Raw genomic sequence first — 16,712 nt, forward strand, 5'->3', positions numbered from 1 at the left:
GGGGTTGTTGTTAAAATATATTATGGAGTTAAGTCATCTTCACTTGATGGAGGTTCAAGCTGATAATCATTAACATTCTCTATCCAGAATAATGAATCATAATTATAGTTACGATTTGTGGTATTAAAATTTTTAATATTATATTCCAAAGAGACAGATTTCCACTCTTTATCTTTTGAATTTGGTGTGTACTCATAAGTATAAACATCATTGTCATCTTGGGGACAGTTAGTCAAGTCAACTAAATGAAATCCTTTATTTCCATATTTATCATAGAAAACAATGTATAGTCTTTTAGCATATTGACCATAACCTTTTACGGTTAGTGATTTAATTGTTTCTTTCTTTCCTACAGTGAAAATGTCAGAAGTTAGTTGATTTGGTGGAGCAAGGTTAGAATTTTTTCCGTTATACCATACATAGACACTGCCGTATTCTGCTGCCAATGCAACAGAAGAAGTAAGTAAAAATAAGAAAATTAATGTTAATGTATATAATCTTTTCATTTGTACACCTCCCATAATTATATTACCATATTTAAGGTATTTTATCTAGAGGTATTGCTGCCGTTTGTGCCATCAATTAAGCAGAGCAATTATAAAATCCTTATAGGAATTAAATAATATAATAAATACGCCTATCGGAACAACATACTTTACTAAGAAACTCCAGACGGGAGCTAACTTAAAGCGGATTCCCGAAAGCTCTATTTCTTTCACTGCTTCTTTGGTGGTAAGTATCCAAGCCACGAAAATGGAAAGCAAAAATGCACCGGTGGTTAGGAGTATATTGGAAGACAGTTTGTCATATATATCGAAAAAGCTCAAACTTCCTATATAGAAACTGCTACCTTGAACTAGGGAAAGGGAAGCGGGTATTCCCATTAGAAATATTACAATCCCTACTGCCAATGTAGATTTTTTCCTGTCCTTTTTCAGTTCATCCACAAAATAAGAAACGCTGATTTCTAACATAGACATTGAAGAAGTTAATGCCGCAAAAGTAACCATCAGAAAAAAAGCGATACAAAAGATTTGCCCTAAAGGCATCGATGCAAAAACTGCCGGCAGTGTAATAAACATAAGTCCGGGCCCTTCTCCAACTTCAAAGCCTAAGGCAAATACCGCCGGGATAGTGGCAAATCCGGCTATCAATGCAGCTAATGTGTCCAAAGCTGGGATCGACACCGCTGTGCTTAGCAAATTAACTTCCTTATCCAAATAACTTCCGTAGGTTATCATGACACCCATACCTATGCTGAGAGAGAAGAACACTTGTGCCATGGCGTTTTTAGCTACTTCAAGGGTAATCTTAGAGAAATCAGGAACCAGCAAGAATTTAATTCCCTCCATACTACCCTCCAATGTTACACTCCTAATAGCTATGATTATAAGAAGTATAAAGAGGCCGGGCATCATCACTTTAGAAGTGACTTCAATTCCTTTTTTAATGCCGTTTATTACTATAAGCATAGTAAGTGCCATGAAGATTAACTGATAAACTATTAAGGTTGCAGGAGAGTTCATCATATTGGAAAAAATACCGGCAAGAACTTGGGGATCTTTTGTATTAAGATTTCCCGTAACAGCGTTTTTAAAGTAATACAAAACCCAACCGCCAACGGAAGAATAAAAGGCCAGTATGACAAAACCGCAAATTACAGCGAGAAAGCCCACAAATGACCAACGCTTATCTATGCTTTTATATGCACCGAAAACCGAAAGCTGTGTCTTCCTGCCAAGAGTGATGGCAGCCAGCATAAGGGGAGTTCCGATAAGCACTAAAAACAAAAGGTATACTGCAACATATGCTCCGCCACCGTTAGTACCAACACTATAAGGGAATTTCCATATATTACCCAAACCTATGGCCGAACCTGCAGCAGCCAGGATAAAACCAGCTTTTGAGGACCAATTTTCCCTTGTTTTAGTTTCCATAAGATATATGACCTCCTAAAATAATTTTGAATTACCGTCAAATATTAATCGCTCACATAAAAAAAGCTCCGCCTCATTTTAGAGGTGGAGCTTTGCTCACGGTACCACTCTTATCCCGAATATAAAAAATATCCGGGATAACTCATTTCTAGTCTGCGATATGCTAAACTATAGTCCTTTGTAAGGGAGGACAACCCTTTGCCCCTACTCGTTTCCTTTTAGGGCAAAGACTCTAGAGTGAATATGCACTTCGTCTTGTAACACCGGCTCTCATCAAACCCAGCTTTCTGTATTTACAGTGTCGAAGCTTATCTTCTCTGTCATTGTCTGTAAAACTATAATTCTTTTTATTACTATATGCACAAATTTGTAAAATGTCAACCCCTTAATTTTATAACATAATTCATTCTTTCCGTTATGTGGGAAGTATATCGTTTTTTGTGAAAAAGGAGAAAAATTGATTGCTTAAACCCCTTATTTCGCCTTAGCTTGTCTGAAAATGATATACAAATGTTGAGAATGAAAATATTTAATGATATATTTGATAATGTCGACGAAGTTTAAGAAATTACATATTTTAAGTGTGTTTTATGAAGGATTTTCGGTATTGACGTCGAAGTTAAAAATATATGTAACTAAATGGAATTTGGAGTGAGCAGTTTGATTGAAATGTATGGGGTTACTAAGATTTATCCGGGCGGTCAAGTCGCCCTTAAAGATATTAGTCTAAAGATATTAAAGGGAGAGTTTGTATTTATTGTCGGGCCCAGTGGGGCAGGAAAATCGACATTGATTAAGCTTTTATTCAGAGAAGAACTTCCGACAAGGGGACAGATATTTTTCGGAGGTAAAAACATTACCAGATTAAGACCGAGAGAAATACCTTACCTAAGGCGGCGTATTGGTATTGTTTTTCAAGATTTTAGACTACTGCCGGAAAAAACCGTTTATGAGAATATAGCTTTTGCAATGGAAGTGGTGGAAGCCCCCGGCAGAGATATAAGGAAAAGAGTACCATATGTTCTTGAAAGAGTAGGCTTGGCTCATAAAGCCAAGGCAAAACCTTCGGAACTTTCCGGAGGCGAACAACAACGAGTCGCACTTGCTCGTGCTCTGGTAAATAATCCCGATGTCCTCGTAGCCGATGAACCTACCGGTAACCTTGACCCGGATACATCTAGGGATATCATGAATTTGCTAGATGATATCAATAAGCGGGGGACTACATTGGTTGTTGCCTCGCATGCCCGAGAATTGGTAGATTCTATGAAAAAAAGAGTAATTCAGCTCGAAAAAGGTAGTTTAGTAAGAGACGAGGAAAGAGGGGTATACAGTAATGAGACTTAGGACCATCAAATATTTTTTCAAAGAATCCTTCACCAGTCTTGTAAGAAACAGATGGATGAGTCTCGCATCCATTGGAGCGGTAGCATCTGCACTCATCATTCTAGGCTCTTTTTTATTACTTTCGGTAAATTTTGATCATATTTTAAAAGATGTGGAATCACAAGTAGAGATTACGGCTTATCTTGAAGACTCTTTGGAACAAGAAAGGATATCTCAACTAAAAAAGGATTTTGCCGCTATTTCCGGGATAAAAGAAGTAGAATTTATTTCAAAGGAAATGGCTCTGGAAGAATTCAAAGAGCAAGTTGGAGAAGACTTGTTAGAGGGTATTGAAAATCCACTTCCCAATTCCTTCCGAATTAAGGTAAACGATCCTCATGAAGTGGCTTTGGTTGCTGAAAAAATCGAGAAATTTTCTGGCGTTGATGAAGTCAAATACGGCAAAGGCATTGTCGAAAAACTATTCAACATAATTTACTGGGTTCGGATGATTGGTTTGGCGATAATGGTAGTTTTTGCCGCAGTTTCAATTTTTATTATCTCAAATACCATCAGGCTTACGGTTTTTGCGCGGCGGCGTGAGATAAATATTATGAAATATATAGGCGCCACTGATTGGTTTGTACGCTGGCCGTTTTTGATAGAAGGCATGGTATTGGGATTAATTGGTTCTTCGCTAGCTGTAGCAATTTTGGGAATAGCTTACAAGTATCTTTATGTAACGGTGAAGCTAAATATTCCTATGATTTCGTTACTGCCAATAGAACAGTTTTATAACTATGCCTTTGGATTTTTAGGTATTGGTATGTTCATCGGGGCATTTGGCAGTAGCTTTTCCATAAAGAAATTTTTAAATGTTTAGCATTGCATAAGGAGTTGAAAAAGGTGATGAGTTGGAAAAAACACAAAGTAATTACAAGCATTTTGCTGCTGGCTATTATTTTAATGGCAACTGCTCCGACTGCATTGGGTGGCATCGATGATTTAAAAAAGCAGCAGCAAGATATAAGCAACCAAATAAAAATTTTAAAAGACAATATAAAGAAAGTTGAAGCGAATAAGAAGGATATAAGTGAAGAATTGGCAGAGCTTGAAAAAAAATTAAACTTGGCGCAAAAAGAACTGGCTGAAACGGAAGCCAAGCTCAGAGAAAATCAGACGAAATTAGTAAATACTATAGAAGAGCTTAGACAAGCCGAACAACAGGTAGAAGAACAAAAAGATGATCTAAATGTTCGCATGCGAACTCTTTACAAAACCGGGCCGGTGGATTACATAGAGGTAATTTTGGCGTCTTCCAGTTTTTCGGATTTCTTAACAAGACTTGATTTGGTTAAACGTATTATTGAGTCTGATAAAAATCTCCTTATGGAATTTAAGGCAAGACAGGAAGAAGTAGCAAAGAAAAAAGCGGAACTGGAAGAACAACAAAGGATTATAGCTCAGCAGCGCGATGACATAAATGCTCGGCGAGCCAGCATAGTTTCATATCGCGGAGATCGCCAAAGACTCATGGCGGAGCTGGAAAAACAGAAAAAAGAGTATGAGCGTCAAGAGGATAAGCTGCAAAAAGATTCGGAGAATCTGCGCCGGCAAATTCTTGAATGGGAAATGAAAAACAAAAAAGGCTTTTTTGGAACAGGGGAATTCCTTTGGCCGACGCCAAGCTCAACATATATTACTTCGGAGTTTGGATGGAGAACGCATCCTATCTTTAAAACACGGCGGTTCCATGAAGGCATAGATATAGGTGCTTCTATGGGAGCTGACGTGCTGGCAGCGGATGATGGTGAAGTAATTTTTTCAGGTTCTTATGGGGGTTATGGCAATACAATCATAGTTAGCCATGGTGGAGGTATTTCTACGCAGTATTCTCATCTTTCAAAACTGCTCGTAGCAGAAGGCAAAAAAGTGCTCAAGGGTGATAAAATTGGCTTGGTTGGCAGTACCGGATGGTCTACGGGACCGCACCTTCATTTTGGCGTAATCAAAGATGGAGAAGTAGTTAACCCTTGGAATTGGCTAAAATAAGTGATATAATGGTAAAGACTAAAAACTTTACCGGGTGGGAATACATATGCAAAACAAGAATGTAAAACATATGTTTAAAGTAGCGGTATTGTGCATAGCAATATCGCTGCTTTCGTTTTTTGCGGGAGCTGCAGCGGGAAGCAAACCATTCTACACAATAAGTAAAGGCGATGATAAAAATATTGCTACTGCTGCAGTTGATGGGCAGACAGATTTACAGCGCTTAAAGCCGATTGCCGATGTGATGAAACTCATAGAAGACAAGTATGTAAAGGATGTGGAACCTGAAAAATTAATTGAAGGAGCTATTAAGGGAGTGGTGGAATCCCTTGGCGATCCTTATTCTGTTTATATGAATGAAACGGAATTTCAAGATTTTATTGCGTCTATTAATGGTTCCTTCAGCGGTGTAGGAATGGTGCTCAGTGTTGATGAGCGCACCAATGATATCATAGTTGTATCCCCCATCGAAGGAACTCCTGCCCAGAGAGCCGGAATTCTTCCAAAAGATATAATAGTTAAAGTCGATGATATCGAGCTTGCCGGAAAAAGCCTTGATGAAGCGGTAAAACTTCTCAGAGGTGAAAAGGGCACAAAGGTTGTTGTATATATAAAAAGACAGGATAATGAAGATTTATTGGAATTTGAATTGACGCGGGACGATATTCGAGTTACAACAATAAAACATGAAATTATTGACGATAATGTAGGCTATATAAAAATTACCTCTTTTGATTCACAGACTTATGATGAATTTAAAGCTGCGGTAGACAGCTTGCAAAAGCAAGGTATAAAAGGTTTAATATTGGACTTGCGAAATAATCCCGGTGGTTCTCTTTATGAATCAGTGAGGATAGCCGATGAGATACTTGGAAAAGGAATGATAGTTTATACCGAGGACAGGAATAAAAATAAACTAGAAGAATATTATTCTGATAATAACAGAATTTCATTGCCGCTTGTAGTGCTTATCAATGAAAACAGCGCCAGTGCATCAGAAATAGTAGCTGGAGCTATTCAGGACCACAAAGCAGGCGTACTTATAGGCACAAAAACTTTTGGCAAAGGTTCCGTTCAGGAGATTGAACCTTTTCAAAACGGAACAGGAATGAAATTGACTATTGCCCGATATTATTTGCCGAGTGGACGAAGCATTGACGGCATAGGTGTAGAGCCTGATATCGAGGTTGAACTTGGCGAGGGCATCAGTCCTTTTGATATTCCCAGAGAAAAAGACTCTCAATTGTTAAAGGCTCTTGATATAGTTAAATCTCCGACTTACATGCAAAGACAGGAGAGATGAATGTGTTTCCTCTTGGGAAAATTATAATCCTAATATTGCAAGGTATTCCATCGGCCGTTTTAAATCCATTTTTCTGGCTGGTAATTTTCATTGTGTGGAAACAATATAAGAAAGCTGAGACTTTAGAAAAAACCCTGTTTGGAACTGCAAAGATTAATCCGCGCAATAAATTGCTCTATGCAATATTTTATGGAATTCTTGGTGGAATCATTGGCAGCTTTATAGTTATGCTGCTTGGTATAAGTATTACCGAAGCTGGTTTAGTATATGTATGGCCGTTAGCTTTAATTCTTGCTCTTGTTCATCCACACCTAATGTGTTTTTCATATGCCGGTGGCTTAGTAGCATTATTTTCATTGATGACAGGACTTTTACAAATAGATGTGGCTGGCCTTATGGGTCTTGTAGCAGTGCTGCATTTTGTAGAAAGTCTCTTAATATATTTTGCAGGACATATAAATGCAACACCGGTATTTGTCAAAGATGACAGCTATGGTATTGTAGGAGGATTTTCACTGCAGGAGTTTTGGCCTGTCCCCATTATGTTATTAACGATTCTTGTAGGGGATTTTCCGTCAATGGATGTAATTCAAATGCCGGATTGGTGGCCGCTAATAAGACCACCAGAATATGTGTTGGAAAATCCTCAGGCTATATACTTGATGCTGCCGGTAGTAGCAGCATTAGGGTATGGGGATATAGCTCTTACAAAGACACCAAAGGACAGATGTAAATCATCAGCGGTAAATTTATTTGCCTTTAGTTTTATACTTCTGCTATTATCGGTTTTGGCATCAAGGTATTTGCCTTTTGCCTATATGGCGGCAATCTTTGCACCTACCGGACATGAATTTCTAATAATTACCGGAAAGAAAAGCGAACAGGCGAACAAGCCTCTGTTTGTTCCACCAAAACAAGGTGAGATGATTCTTGACGTAATAAAAAACTCACCTGCGGAAAAATCGGGTCTAAATTCCGGTGATATAATCATGTCAATAAATGGGCAAGACCTGGATGAACCTGGAAAACTGCAAGAAGTGCTATCGGAATATCCTACATTCATATGGATGACAGTAAAGACCTCTGAAGGAAAGATAAAAGATGTTGAAATAAGTGCATTTCCGAACGGTTTAAATAACATAGGAGCTATCTTTGTTCCAAAGGTTTTTTCAGGGACATATGTAGTTATGGATGATGATAATATAATGAAAAGGATAAAAAGGTTTTTTAAAAAGAGGGATGAGAACGCATAAGTAAAAAATGAGAGTCTTAGAGCTAAATGATTAAAAAAGCAATAAAACTAAGAATCCAAAACCAATATTTTTAACATTTCTTCCGCAGGGTCAATAATAGGAATGCTGATTTTTTTAGAAAGTTCCGATTGCAAATAAGGCAGATGAGTGCAGCCCAGAATCAAGCTGTTGGGGGCGAATCTTTCAACACATAGAGAAACAAGATCGTATTGGTCAATAATCGATGCTGCTGATTGATCTTCTTCAATAGCTTTGACTATAGGCAGCATGGAAATTCCAATAATATCAATTGAAGGATTTTGCTCATAAAATATATGTTCGATTGCTGAAAGACATTGACCATTAGCAGCCCATAGGGCTATTTTTTTGTACCTTGCAGCAAGATTTCTGTAAATATCCAATGGCGTTATTACCAAGGATCGGGTCTGCGTATTTCGTATATATCCAATATCTATTGCGGCTGATAAAGAATTGCAGTAAATCATAGTTCGAAATATATCATGATTTTCGAAATCTTGAATAATCCTTAATACTTTTTTTGTTAAAGTATCAGGGTTTAAAAACTGAAGAAGATTTTGTTCTTCGGGGTTTGCAGCAGTAGGACATCCTATGGCTTCGAACCCCTTTTTTAATATAAAATCAACTCCCATTTGAGTGTCTACCGGGGTGCCAGCGATAACACCGATTTTTATAATATTATTTGCAACATTTGCAGTCAATGTTTATCACCTCAATTTTATTATATGTCTATCATATAAGAGTAGCAAGTATTTTAAGATAAAAATAATCTATGGTTAATTATTTAGTCGCATTTTAATTCTTTTTACTACTTATTGAATAATTCAACGGAAATAGGAAAAGATATATTATAGCATAGGAAAATGAATAAAACAAAAGAGTTTTTAGAAAATAGATGACATTTCAAACTATATATACTTGATAGAAATTTTCATATATGATATAATGCTTGTGAAAGAAATAACGCTCTCAATTATAATTGCACTCATATTTTTACTAGTTTCTATGCAAAATACATAAAAAGGAGGAATTTCGATGACTAGAGAAGAATACCTGGATCGCGAGAGAGATATGCTGCTTAAAGCCTATACTACTGCATCAGAAGAAGAAAAGCGGGATATCATGTTGAAAATAGTAAACATAGATACCCAATCTCGAGATGGAGATACTTATGGCACTAAATCGAGTGGCTTTTTCACTCGTCGAAGAAACAAGATTATATATATGAACTGAGCCGGGAAATAAAAAGCCCGGTTTTTTTTATTTTAAATAGCGAACAAAGTTTCGTTTTTATCTTTCATCACTTTTTATTATATGATATAATACATCTTGCACATGAAATTATATTACAAGGTAAGTCAAATAAAATCCTTGTAAGAAATAAATTTTTTCAATTTCATTTGGAAGGTGTAAAAAATGGGGAAATTTGAGGTTGTTTCAGAGTATATTCCGCGCGGTGATCAGCCACAAGCAATACAAAGATTAGCTGAAGGAATAAATAAGGGCTACAAATTTCAAACGCTGCTAGGTGCAACAGGTACCGGAAAGACTTTTACTATAGCCCATCTTATACAACAGGTACAAAGACCGACGCTAGTAATAGCTCATAACAAGACTTTAGCCGGGCAGCTCTACAGTGAACTCAAGGAGTTTTTCCCCAACAATGCGGTAGAATATTTTGTAAGTTACTATGACTATTACCAACCAGAGGCATATATTGCTCAAACGGATACTTATATAGAAAAAGATGCTTCAATAAACGATGAGATTGATAAATTGCGGCACTCTGCAACGGCCGCACTTTTTGAACGCCGTGATGTAGTCATAGTCGCCAGCGTGTCATGCATTTACAGCCTAGGTTCACCAATAGATTATGAAAACCAGGTTGTATCACTTCGCCCGGGCATGGAAATGGATAGGGACGATGTGGCTCGAAAGCTTGTGGAAATACAATTTAATCGAAATGAAATAGACTTTCACAGAGGGACTTTTCGGCTCCGCGGAGATATATTGGAGATATTCCCGGCTTCTTTTACCGAAAAGGCTGTTCGAGTAGAATTTTTTGGAGATATTATTGATCGCATCCTTGAATTCGATACTTTAACCGGTGAAATAATAGGTGAACGAAATCACGTATCGATATTTCCAGCTTCCCACTATGCCACACCAAAAGATAAAATAGAAGCTGCTATAAAATCAATTGAAATGGAGCTTGAGCAGCGATTAGCGGAACTGAAAGACCAAGGTAAAGTATTGGAGGCAGCCAGGCTCGAGCAAAGGACCAAATATGATATAGAAATGCTTCGAGAAATGGGCTATTGTAAAGGTATTGAAAATTACTCAAGACATCTTTCCGGGCGGAAGGCCGGGGAGGCACCATTTACACTGCTTGACTATTTTCCAAAAGATTATTTAATAATAATTGACGAGTCCCACGTGACTTTGCCTCAGATTCATGCTATGTGGGCTGGAGACCGTTCTAGGAAGGAATCGCTCATAGAGCACGGTTTTAGGCTTCCTTCGGCTTTTGATAATCGCCCGCTGGTCTTTGAAGAATTCGAAGAACGTGTAAATCAGCTAATTTTTTTATCAGCTACACCGGCATCTTATGAACTTGAAAAAAGTGCTCAAGTCGTAGAACAAATCATCCGGCCCACTGGCTTGTTAGATCCGGAAGTAGAAGTTCGTCCGGTCAAAGGGCAAATCGATGATTTGATATGGGAAATCAAGCTCCGAGCGAAAAAGAACCAAAGAGTCTTAGTAACTACCCTTACCAAGAGAATGGCGGAGGATCTTACCGACTACCTAAAGGAAGCAGGTATTCGCGTCAGATACCTACATTCGGAGATTCATACATTGGAACGGCTTCAGATAATTCGAGATTTAAGACTCGGTAAATTTGACTGTCTTGTAGGCATTAATCTACTAAGGGAAGGTTTAGACTTGCCGGAGGTATCCCTTGTGGCTATTCTGGATGCAGATAAAGAGGGATTCTTACGTTCTGAAACCTCACTCATTCAGACTATAGGCCGTGCTGCACGTAATGTAGACGGAAGGGTTATTATGTATGCGGATACCATAACTCAATCTATGGCTAGGGCGATTAGTGAAACCAACCGCAGGCGCAAAATTCAATTAGATTATAATAAAAAGCATGGTATAGTACCTACAACGGTTAAAAAGTCGGTAAGGGATTTAATAGAGGCTACTAAAGTTGCCGAGGAAAAAACTGATTACCTGCCTGAAAAAGATATAACAAAAATGAGTAAGAAAGAACTTAAAACCTTTGTTGAAAATCTTGAAAGACAGATGAATGACGCAGCAAAGAAACTTGAATTTGAAAAAGCTGCCGAGCTTAGGGATCTTATTTTTGAAATAAAAGCTGAGGCGTTCAGCGTAATTAAGACTAAATAAACACAGTACAGTGAGTGTGATGTGAATAAATGGATAAGATTATAGTTAAAGGTGCTCGAGAACATAACCTAAAAAACATAGATATTGCAATTCCAAGAGATAAATTGGTAGTAATTACAGGCCTTTCCGGGTCGGGGAAATCTACCTTGGCCTTTGATACCATATATGCCGAAGGGCAAAGGCGCTATGTTGAATCACTTTCTGCCTATGCCCGACAGTTTTTGGGGCAAATGGATAAACCCGATGTTGATTACATCGAGGGGCTTTCACCTGCCATATCCATAGACCAGAAGACTACGAGTAAAAATCCTCGTTCAACAGTGGGGACTGTTACTGAAATTTATGATTACTTAAGACTGCTTTATGCCCGTATAGGCAAACCGCATTGTCCCAAGTGCGGAAAGGAGATATCTCAACAAACCGTTGATCAAATGGTTGATGCAATAATGGAATCACCTGAAGGAACAAGGATTCAAATTTTGGCTCCAGTGGTGCGCGGAAGGAAAGGGGAATTCCAGAAACTGCTGGAAAAAATCAAAAAGAATGGTTTTGTGCGGATAAGAGTCGATGGTCAAATGCGAGAAACCAGCGAGGAAATTAAGCTGGAAAAAAATAAGAAGCATAATATTGAAATTATTATAGATAGACTCATTATAAAACCTGGAATTGAATCTCGCCTGGCAGATTCTATTGAAATAGCACTTGCTCAATCCGAAGGTTTGGTGATTGCGGATGTTATCGGCGGGCAAGAAATACTATTTTCTCAGAATTTTGCATGTGCAGAGTGTAATATAAGTTTGGAGGAACTTACACCTCGAATGTTTTCTTTCAACAGTCCTTATGGAGCTTGTCCGGTTTGCAGCGGCTTAGGGATAAATATGGAAATAGACCCGGAGTTAATTATACCGGATAAAGAAAAATCCATAGCGGATGGAGCCGTGGAACCTTGGAGCAGCACACCGGACGGATACTACTATCAAATGCTTCAAGCTGTGCTGAATCATTATGGTGTAAGTGCTGAAACTCCAGTAAAAGAATTACCTGAAAGTGTTGTAGATACGATTTTGTTTGGCTCTGAAGATACTATCGAGTTTTATTATAAGAGCAGGTTTAGTAAAAATACCAGACGTTACAGGGGACGCTTTGAAGGTGTTGTAAATAATCTGAAACGACGTTATCAAGAAACAGGCTCCGGATATTCTCGGGAAGAAATAGAGGAATACATGAGTACAAAACCCTGCCCGGCATGTAACGGCTCAAGACTTAAACCCGAAAGCCTGGCAGTGACTATTGGAGATAAGTCTATAGCTGAAGTGACATCATTGTCGATTCGGGAGGCTATTGCTTTTTTTGAAAGCCTTTCACTTACAAAAAGGGAAGAAATGATTGCACATCAAATTCTTAAAGAAATACGAAACCGTTTACAATTTTTAGTTGATGTAGGCCTTGACTATCTCACATTGGACCGTGCATCAGGAACTTTGTCGGGTGGTGAATCCCAGAGAATACGGTTAGCAACCCAGATTGGTTCGAGGTTAGTAGGTGTATTATATATACTCGATGAACCAAGTATTGGGTTGCATCAGAGAGATAATGAAAAGCTACTTAAAACCTTGAAGGATTTGCGAGATTTAGGTAATACGGTGCTTGTTGTCGAACATGACGAGGATACTATGAGAGCTGCCGACTATATAATAGATATTGGTCCGGGCGCAGGGGAACATGGCGGGAGAGTAGTTGCCTGCGGTCCTCTAGAAGATATACAAAAAAGTGAGGAATCTATTACCGGACAGTATTTAAGCGGGAAAAAACAAATTCCTGTTCCCGTTATTAGGCGAAAGCCAAAGAAGTCATGGTTAGAGCTCAAAGGCTGCAGAGAACACAATTTAAAAAATATCAATGTAAAATTTCCATTGGGTCTATTTACCTGTGTGACCGGTGTATCCGGCTCGGGCAAGAGCACCTTAGTCAATGAGATTTTATATAAATCACTAAAAGAGAAACTTTATAAATCCAGAAGCTTACCGGGAGATTTTGACGAGATACTTGGCATCGAACAAATAGAAAAGGTTATAAATATTGACCAGTCGCCCATAGGAAGGACACCACGCTCTAATCCGGCTACTTATACTAATGTATTTAATGATATCCGTGAAGTTTTTTCTATGACACCAGAATCGCGAATGCGCGGATATAAACCGGGAAGATTCAGCTTTAATGTCCGCGGCGGCCGATGTGAAGCCTGCAAAGGTGATGGTATAATAAAAATCGAAATGCATTTTTTAGCGGACATCTACGTACCATGTGAAGTATGTAAAGGGAAACGCTATAATCGAGAAACCCTAGAAGTAAAATATAAAGGGAAAAATATAGCTGATGTGTTGGATATGACGGTAGATGAAGCTTTGGAGTTTTTTGACAGTATACCTAAAATAAAACGCAAGCTTGAAACACTAAGAGATGTAGGTCTCGGATATATAAAATTGGGACAGCCTTCAACTACATTGTCAGGTGGTGAAGCTCAAAGAGTTAAACTTTCTACCGAACTTTCTAAAAAAAGTAATGGTAATACCATATATATTCTGGATGAGCCTACTACAGGCCTTCATTCGGACGATATACAAAAACTCTTGAATGTACTCCAGAGATTAGTAGATGGCGGCAGCACTGTCATAGTCATTGAGCACAACTTAGATGTAATAAAAACAGCGGATTATATAATTGATTTAGGTCCGGAAGGCGGTGACCGTGGCGGTGAAGTAGTTGCCACAGGGACTCCCGAACAAGTATCAAAAAATACGCATTCATATACGGGAAAATTTCTCAAAAAAGTACTATGGTCTAAGAACAGTTCTTGCGAAAAAAAGATGATGGCAATGGAATAAAAAGTAAGATATCGGACAATTAACTTATTCATCTTATTGCTTAAAATAAAAAATTAATAATTAATCGTGCTATTGAATTATTGTATATGATATGGTAATATTAATAATGCATTTGGCTAATCACAAATGCATTATGCCGAAGTGGTGGAATTGGCAGACGCGCTAGATTCAGGGTCTAGTGTCCGCAAGGATGTGCGGGTTCGAATCCCGCCTTCGGCACCAGTATGAAAGTAAGACGTAGAGCGAGATGCATCATTCTACGTCTTTTTATTTTGTTAGCAGTTCTGGCTTTTACTGACAAATATGGATATACGGCAATTTTTCGCAAAAAAATATCGGATTTATCAGCATTTTTTAAGTGCAGAATCAATATACCCACGGATTAGAGCTTTTAACGAGTTGTTGAAATGCCATTAAATTTAAGTGGTTCTATATGGATATTAATATAATGGACTCCTGAAAAGTGTTTTCTGATTTCTTTTTCAATTACATGATGCAGCTTATGGGAATCTTCGACTGACATCGAGGGGTCTACAAGAATATGTAAATCCAAAGAAAAATCATCTTCTCTGCCGCGGGAGCGAACTTGGTGACAATTTAGAACACCGTTGATGCCGGATACTACTTCCACAACTTTTTTCGAATCAACTACTGCTGCATCACATAATACTTTGCTGGAATTTGCCAGTATCTCAATACCTGCTTTTATAATCATAATTGATATAATAAAAGAAATAATAGGGTCAAGAATGGGGTATCCCAGTTTAACCGCAATCAAACTCAGTATGACTGACAATGAAACATAAACATCACTTTTGGTATGGATAGCATCAGAAACAAGAATATCGCTATTGAGTTTTTTGCCCTCTCGTGTTTCATAAATTATGACAAAAATATTTATTGCCATAGTGATAATCATCACCACAAAACTATAAACGTCAACTTGAGGTATAATCGGGCTGGTTAATTTAGCTATTCCACTTTTTATAATATTAATACTGACTATGAACAGCAGGAAACTTATTCCTATTGCAGTAAAGGTTTCGAATTTTTTATGTCCATAAGGATGGGATTCGTCAGCAGGTCTTGAAGCCAAGGCGGTTCCGACCAAGCCAACTATGTTTGAACTGCCATCTGAGAAAGAATGAAAACCGTCAGCTACCATGCTGGCTGATGATATAGTATAACCAACGATAAGTTTCATTATAGAAACTGCGAAATTAAGAGCAAGAATAATCCAAAGCACCTTATTGATTTCCCTAATCCTATTGGAATTTTCTTTGATACCCATAACTATTGCCTCCATTACTATACTATGCTACTATGCTATGACTAAAAAAACAATTTTGATACAAAAGTAATTTGGATATAAAAAAACTGTGGGATTGGTCCCACGAGCCCCAGAAACTTTTTACAATAAAAGTTTTTCTTATATTGAAGTATCCATTCTCACTAAAATGATAACACACTTTAATTATTTTAGTCAAGCAAAAAATAAATATAAATTAAATCAATTATAAAAAATAATTACAATTAAAACAAGGAGTGTTTTATATGAAATATAAGGCAATTATTTTTGACCTTGACGGTACTTTACTGGATACGCTGGAGGATTTGGCAAATTCCATGAACCAAGTGCTTAAAAGTCAGGGGTTACCCATGCATGAAACAGAAAAATATAAGCAGTTTGTCGGAAGCGGGATGTATAACCTTGCATTGAGAGCTCTCCCTCCAGATAAGAGGGACGAATCTTTTATAAAACACTGCCAAAATTTAATGCAAGAGGAATATAAAAAAAGATGGGCTGATACTACAAAACCGTATGAAGGTATTCCCGAGTTGCTTGACAGGCTTACAACCTTAGGCTACAAAAGAGCAGTGCTTTCAAACAAACCCCATGAATTTACACAATTAATTGTAAAAAAACTACTTGAACGTTGGAGCTTTGATGCGGTATTTGGAGAACGGCCAGGTGTTCCAAGAAAGCCCAACCCGGCGGGAGCCATGGAGATAGCAAAACTTTTAGATATTCCTCCTAAAGAATTCATATATATGGGTGACAGCGGTATTGACATGAATACTGCAAAATCTGCAGGCATGTATGCAGTTGGAGTGCTTTGGGGTTTTAGAGATGCAGCCGAACTAATGGAAAATGGTGCTGATTTAATAATAAAAACACCGATTGAACTTTTTAGCGTTATAGAATAATTTTTATTCAAATACTAATATTCCCATGATGATACTGAAAGATTTATAAAGGCCTTAAGAAGTGGAGAAAACATAATCAAAATCTTTATCGAGTTGATTCTGTATCAGTAATGGCAATTATGTTGCATAATTTTTTCGATGGGAAAACGCTACAACTCAAAAAAACTCAGTTTTTGCAACAATCCTCTTGAAATCTTTTAAAAGATATGCTAAGATAATAAACACATGCAAGCCGAAGTGGTGGAACTGGCAGACGCGCTGGACTCAAAATCCAGTGGTAGCAATACCATGCGGGTTCGATTCCCGCCTTCGGCAC

The 16,712-nt window shown here is 37.9% G+C and carries 13 protein-coding genes and 2 tRNA genes; 11 read left to right on the forward strand and 4 right to left on the reverse strand.

Annotated elements, in window-relative coordinates; translation table 11 throughout:
• Positions 1–20 precede the first annotated feature (20 nt).
• The gene (locus tag BUC45_RS03415) at positions 21–506 is read right to left on the reverse strand and encodes a hypothetical protein (protein WP_296970350.1); all 486 of its coding nucleotides are present in this window, start codon (positions 504–506) and stop codon (positions 21–23) included.
• Between the two features lie 72 nt (positions 507–578).
• The gene (locus tag BUC45_RS03420; protein WP_296970352.1) at positions 579–1,937 is read right to left on the reverse strand and encodes a sodium-dependent transporter; all 1,359 of its coding nucleotides are present in this window, start codon (positions 1,935–1,937) and stop codon (positions 579–581) included.
• Positions 1,938–2,597: 660 nt separating this feature from the next.
• Between BUC45_RS03420 and ftsE the strand changes: the two genes are divergently transcribed.
• From ftsE to BUC45_RS03445, 5 genes are read left to right on the forward strand one after another with little or no spacing between them, the layout of a single operon-like run.
• Positions 2,598–3,284 carry a cell division ATP-binding protein FtsE gene (ftsE, locus tag BUC45_RS03425; RefSeq protein ID WP_366749625.1) on the forward strand — a complete coding sequence of 229 codons (687 nt, stop codon included), beginning with the start codon at positions 2,598–2,600 and terminating at the stop codon, positions 3,282–3,284.
• Positions 3,274–4,146: a permease-like cell division protein FtsX gene (ftsX, locus tag BUC45_RS03430; RefSeq protein WP_296970355.1), complete on the forward strand. Its 873-nt coding sequence runs from the start codon at positions 3,274–3,276 to the stop codon at positions 4,144–4,146. The genes ftsE and ftsX overlap by 11 nt, the downstream gene beginning before the upstream one ends.
• A gap of 26 nt (positions 4,147–4,172) precedes the next feature.
• Complete coding sequence (locus BUC45_RS03435) at positions 4,173–5,315, forward strand: peptidoglycan DD-metalloendopeptidase family protein (RefSeq protein WP_296970371.1); 1,143 nt, start codon at positions 4,173–4,175, stop codon at positions 5,313–5,315.
• A 46-nt stretch (positions 5,316–5,361) separates the two neighbouring features.
• The gene (locus BUC45_RS03440; protein WP_296970356.1) at positions 5,362–6,618 is read left to right on the forward strand and encodes a S41 family peptidase; all 1,257 of its coding nucleotides are present in this window, start codon (positions 5,362–5,364) and stop codon (positions 6,616–6,618) included.
• Positions 6,615–7,871, forward strand: coding sequence for a PDZ domain-containing protein (locus BUC45_RS03445; RefSeq protein WP_296970358.1), 1,257 nt, complete (start codon positions 6,615–6,617; stop codon positions 7,869–7,871). Before BUC45_RS03440 ends, BUC45_RS03445 begins: the two co-directional genes overlap by 4 nt.
• Before the next feature lie 47 nt (positions 7,872–7,918).
• Here the strand turns inward: BUC45_RS03445 and BUC45_RS03450 are convergent, their stop codons facing one another.
• Positions 7,919–8,590 (reverse strand): Asp/Glu racemase, encoded by a 672-nt coding sequence (locus BUC45_RS03450; protein ID WP_296970360.1) that lies wholly within the window; start codon positions 8,588–8,590, stop codon positions 7,919–7,921.
• A 334-nt stretch (positions 8,591–8,924) separates the two neighbouring features.
• On the opposite strand from BUC45_RS03450, the gene BUC45_RS03455 reads away from it, so the two are divergent.
• From BUC45_RS03455 to BUC45_RS03470, 4 genes are all read left to right on the forward strand, one after another.
• Positions 8,925–9,122, forward strand: coding sequence for a hypothetical protein (locus tag BUC45_RS03455; protein WP_296970361.1), 198 nt, complete (start codon positions 8,925–8,927; stop codon positions 9,120–9,122).
• A gap of 183 nt (positions 9,123–9,305) precedes the next feature.
• A complete protein-coding gene (gene uvrB, locus BUC45_RS03460) occupies positions 9,306–11,303 on the forward strand; it encodes an excinuclease ABC subunit UvrB (protein WP_296970363.1) in 1,998 nt (665 codons plus the stop codon).
• A gap of 29 nt (positions 11,304–11,332) precedes the next feature.
• A complete protein-coding gene (uvrA, locus tag BUC45_RS03465; protein WP_296970365.1) occupies positions 11,333–14,188 on the forward strand; it encodes an excinuclease ABC subunit UvrA in 2,856 nt (951 codons plus the stop codon).
• Between the two features lie 135 nt (positions 14,189–14,323).
• A tRNA-Leu gene (locus tag BUC45_RS03470) sits at positions 14,324–14,410 on the forward strand.
• A gap of 169 nt (positions 14,411–14,579) precedes the next feature.
• On the opposite strand, the gene BUC45_RS03475 is transcribed toward BUC45_RS03470, so the two are convergent.
• The gene (locus tag BUC45_RS03475) at positions 14,580–15,479 is read right to left on the reverse strand and encodes a cation diffusion facilitator family transporter (protein ID WP_213974867.1); all 900 of its coding nucleotides are present in this window, start codon (positions 15,477–15,479) and stop codon (positions 14,580–14,582) included.
• Positions 15,480–15,742: 263 nt separating this feature from the next.
• Here BUC45_RS03475 and BUC45_RS03480 point away from each other — a divergent pair, with 263 nt between their 5' ends.
• Positions 15,743–16,396, forward strand: a complete 654-nt coding sequence (locus BUC45_RS03480) for an HAD family hydrolase (RefSeq protein WP_296970367.1) — start codon at positions 15,743–15,745, stop codon at positions 16,394–16,396.
• Between the two features lie 231 nt (positions 16,397–16,627).
• A tRNA-Leu gene (locus tag BUC45_RS03485) sits at positions 16,628–16,711 on the forward strand.
• Position 16,712: the final 1 nt, after the last annotated feature.

This window comes from Tepidanaerobacter sp. EBM-38 (assembly GCA_001896545.1).
Taxonomy (GTDB): Bacteria; Bacillota; Thermosediminibacteria; order Thermosediminibacterales; family Tepidanaerobacteraceae; genus Tepidanaerobacter.

Bases quoted from the DNA above. Each gene is read 5' to 3' on its own strand.
- BUC45_RS03415 (WP_296970350.1), bottom strand. From the start codon at position 506: ATGAAAAGATTATATACATTAACATTAATTTTCTTATTTTTACTTACT.
- BUC45_RS03420 (WP_296970352.1), bottom strand. From the start codon at position 1,937: ATGGAAACTAAAACAAGGGAAAATTGGTCCTCAAAAGCTGGTTTTATC.
- ftsX (WP_296970355.1), top strand. From the start codon at position 3,274: ATGAGACTTAGGACCATCAAATATTTTTTCAAAGAATCCTTCACCAGT.
- BUC45_RS03435 (WP_296970371.1), top strand. From the start codon at position 4,173: ATGAGTTGGAAAAAACACAAAGTAATTACAAGCATTTTGCTGCTGGCT.
- BUC45_RS03440 (WP_296970356.1), top strand. From the start codon at position 5,362: ATGCAAAACAAGAATGTAAAACATATGTTTAAAGTAGCGGTATTGTGC.
- BUC45_RS03445 (WP_296970358.1), top strand. From the start codon at position 6,615: ATGAATGTGTTTCCTCTTGGGAAAATTATAATCCTAATATTGCAAGGT.
- BUC45_RS03455 (WP_296970361.1), top strand. From the start codon at position 8,925: ATGACTAGAGAAGAATACCTGGATCGCGAGAGAGATATGCTGCTTAAA.
- uvrB (WP_296970363.1), top strand. From the start codon at position 9,306: ATGGGGAAATTTGAGGTTGTTTCAGAGTATATTCCGCGCGGTGATCAG.
- uvrA (WP_296970365.1), top strand. From the start codon at position 11,333: ATGGATAAGATTATAGTTAAAGGTGCTCGAGAACATAACCTAAAAAAC.
- BUC45_RS03475 (WP_213974867.1), bottom strand. From the start codon at position 15,479: ATGGGTATCAAAGAAAATTCCAATAGGATTAGGGAAATCAATAAGGTG.
- BUC45_RS03480 (WP_296970367.1), top strand. From the start codon at position 15,743: ATGAAATATAAGGCAATTATTTTTGACCTTGACGGTACTTTACTGGAT.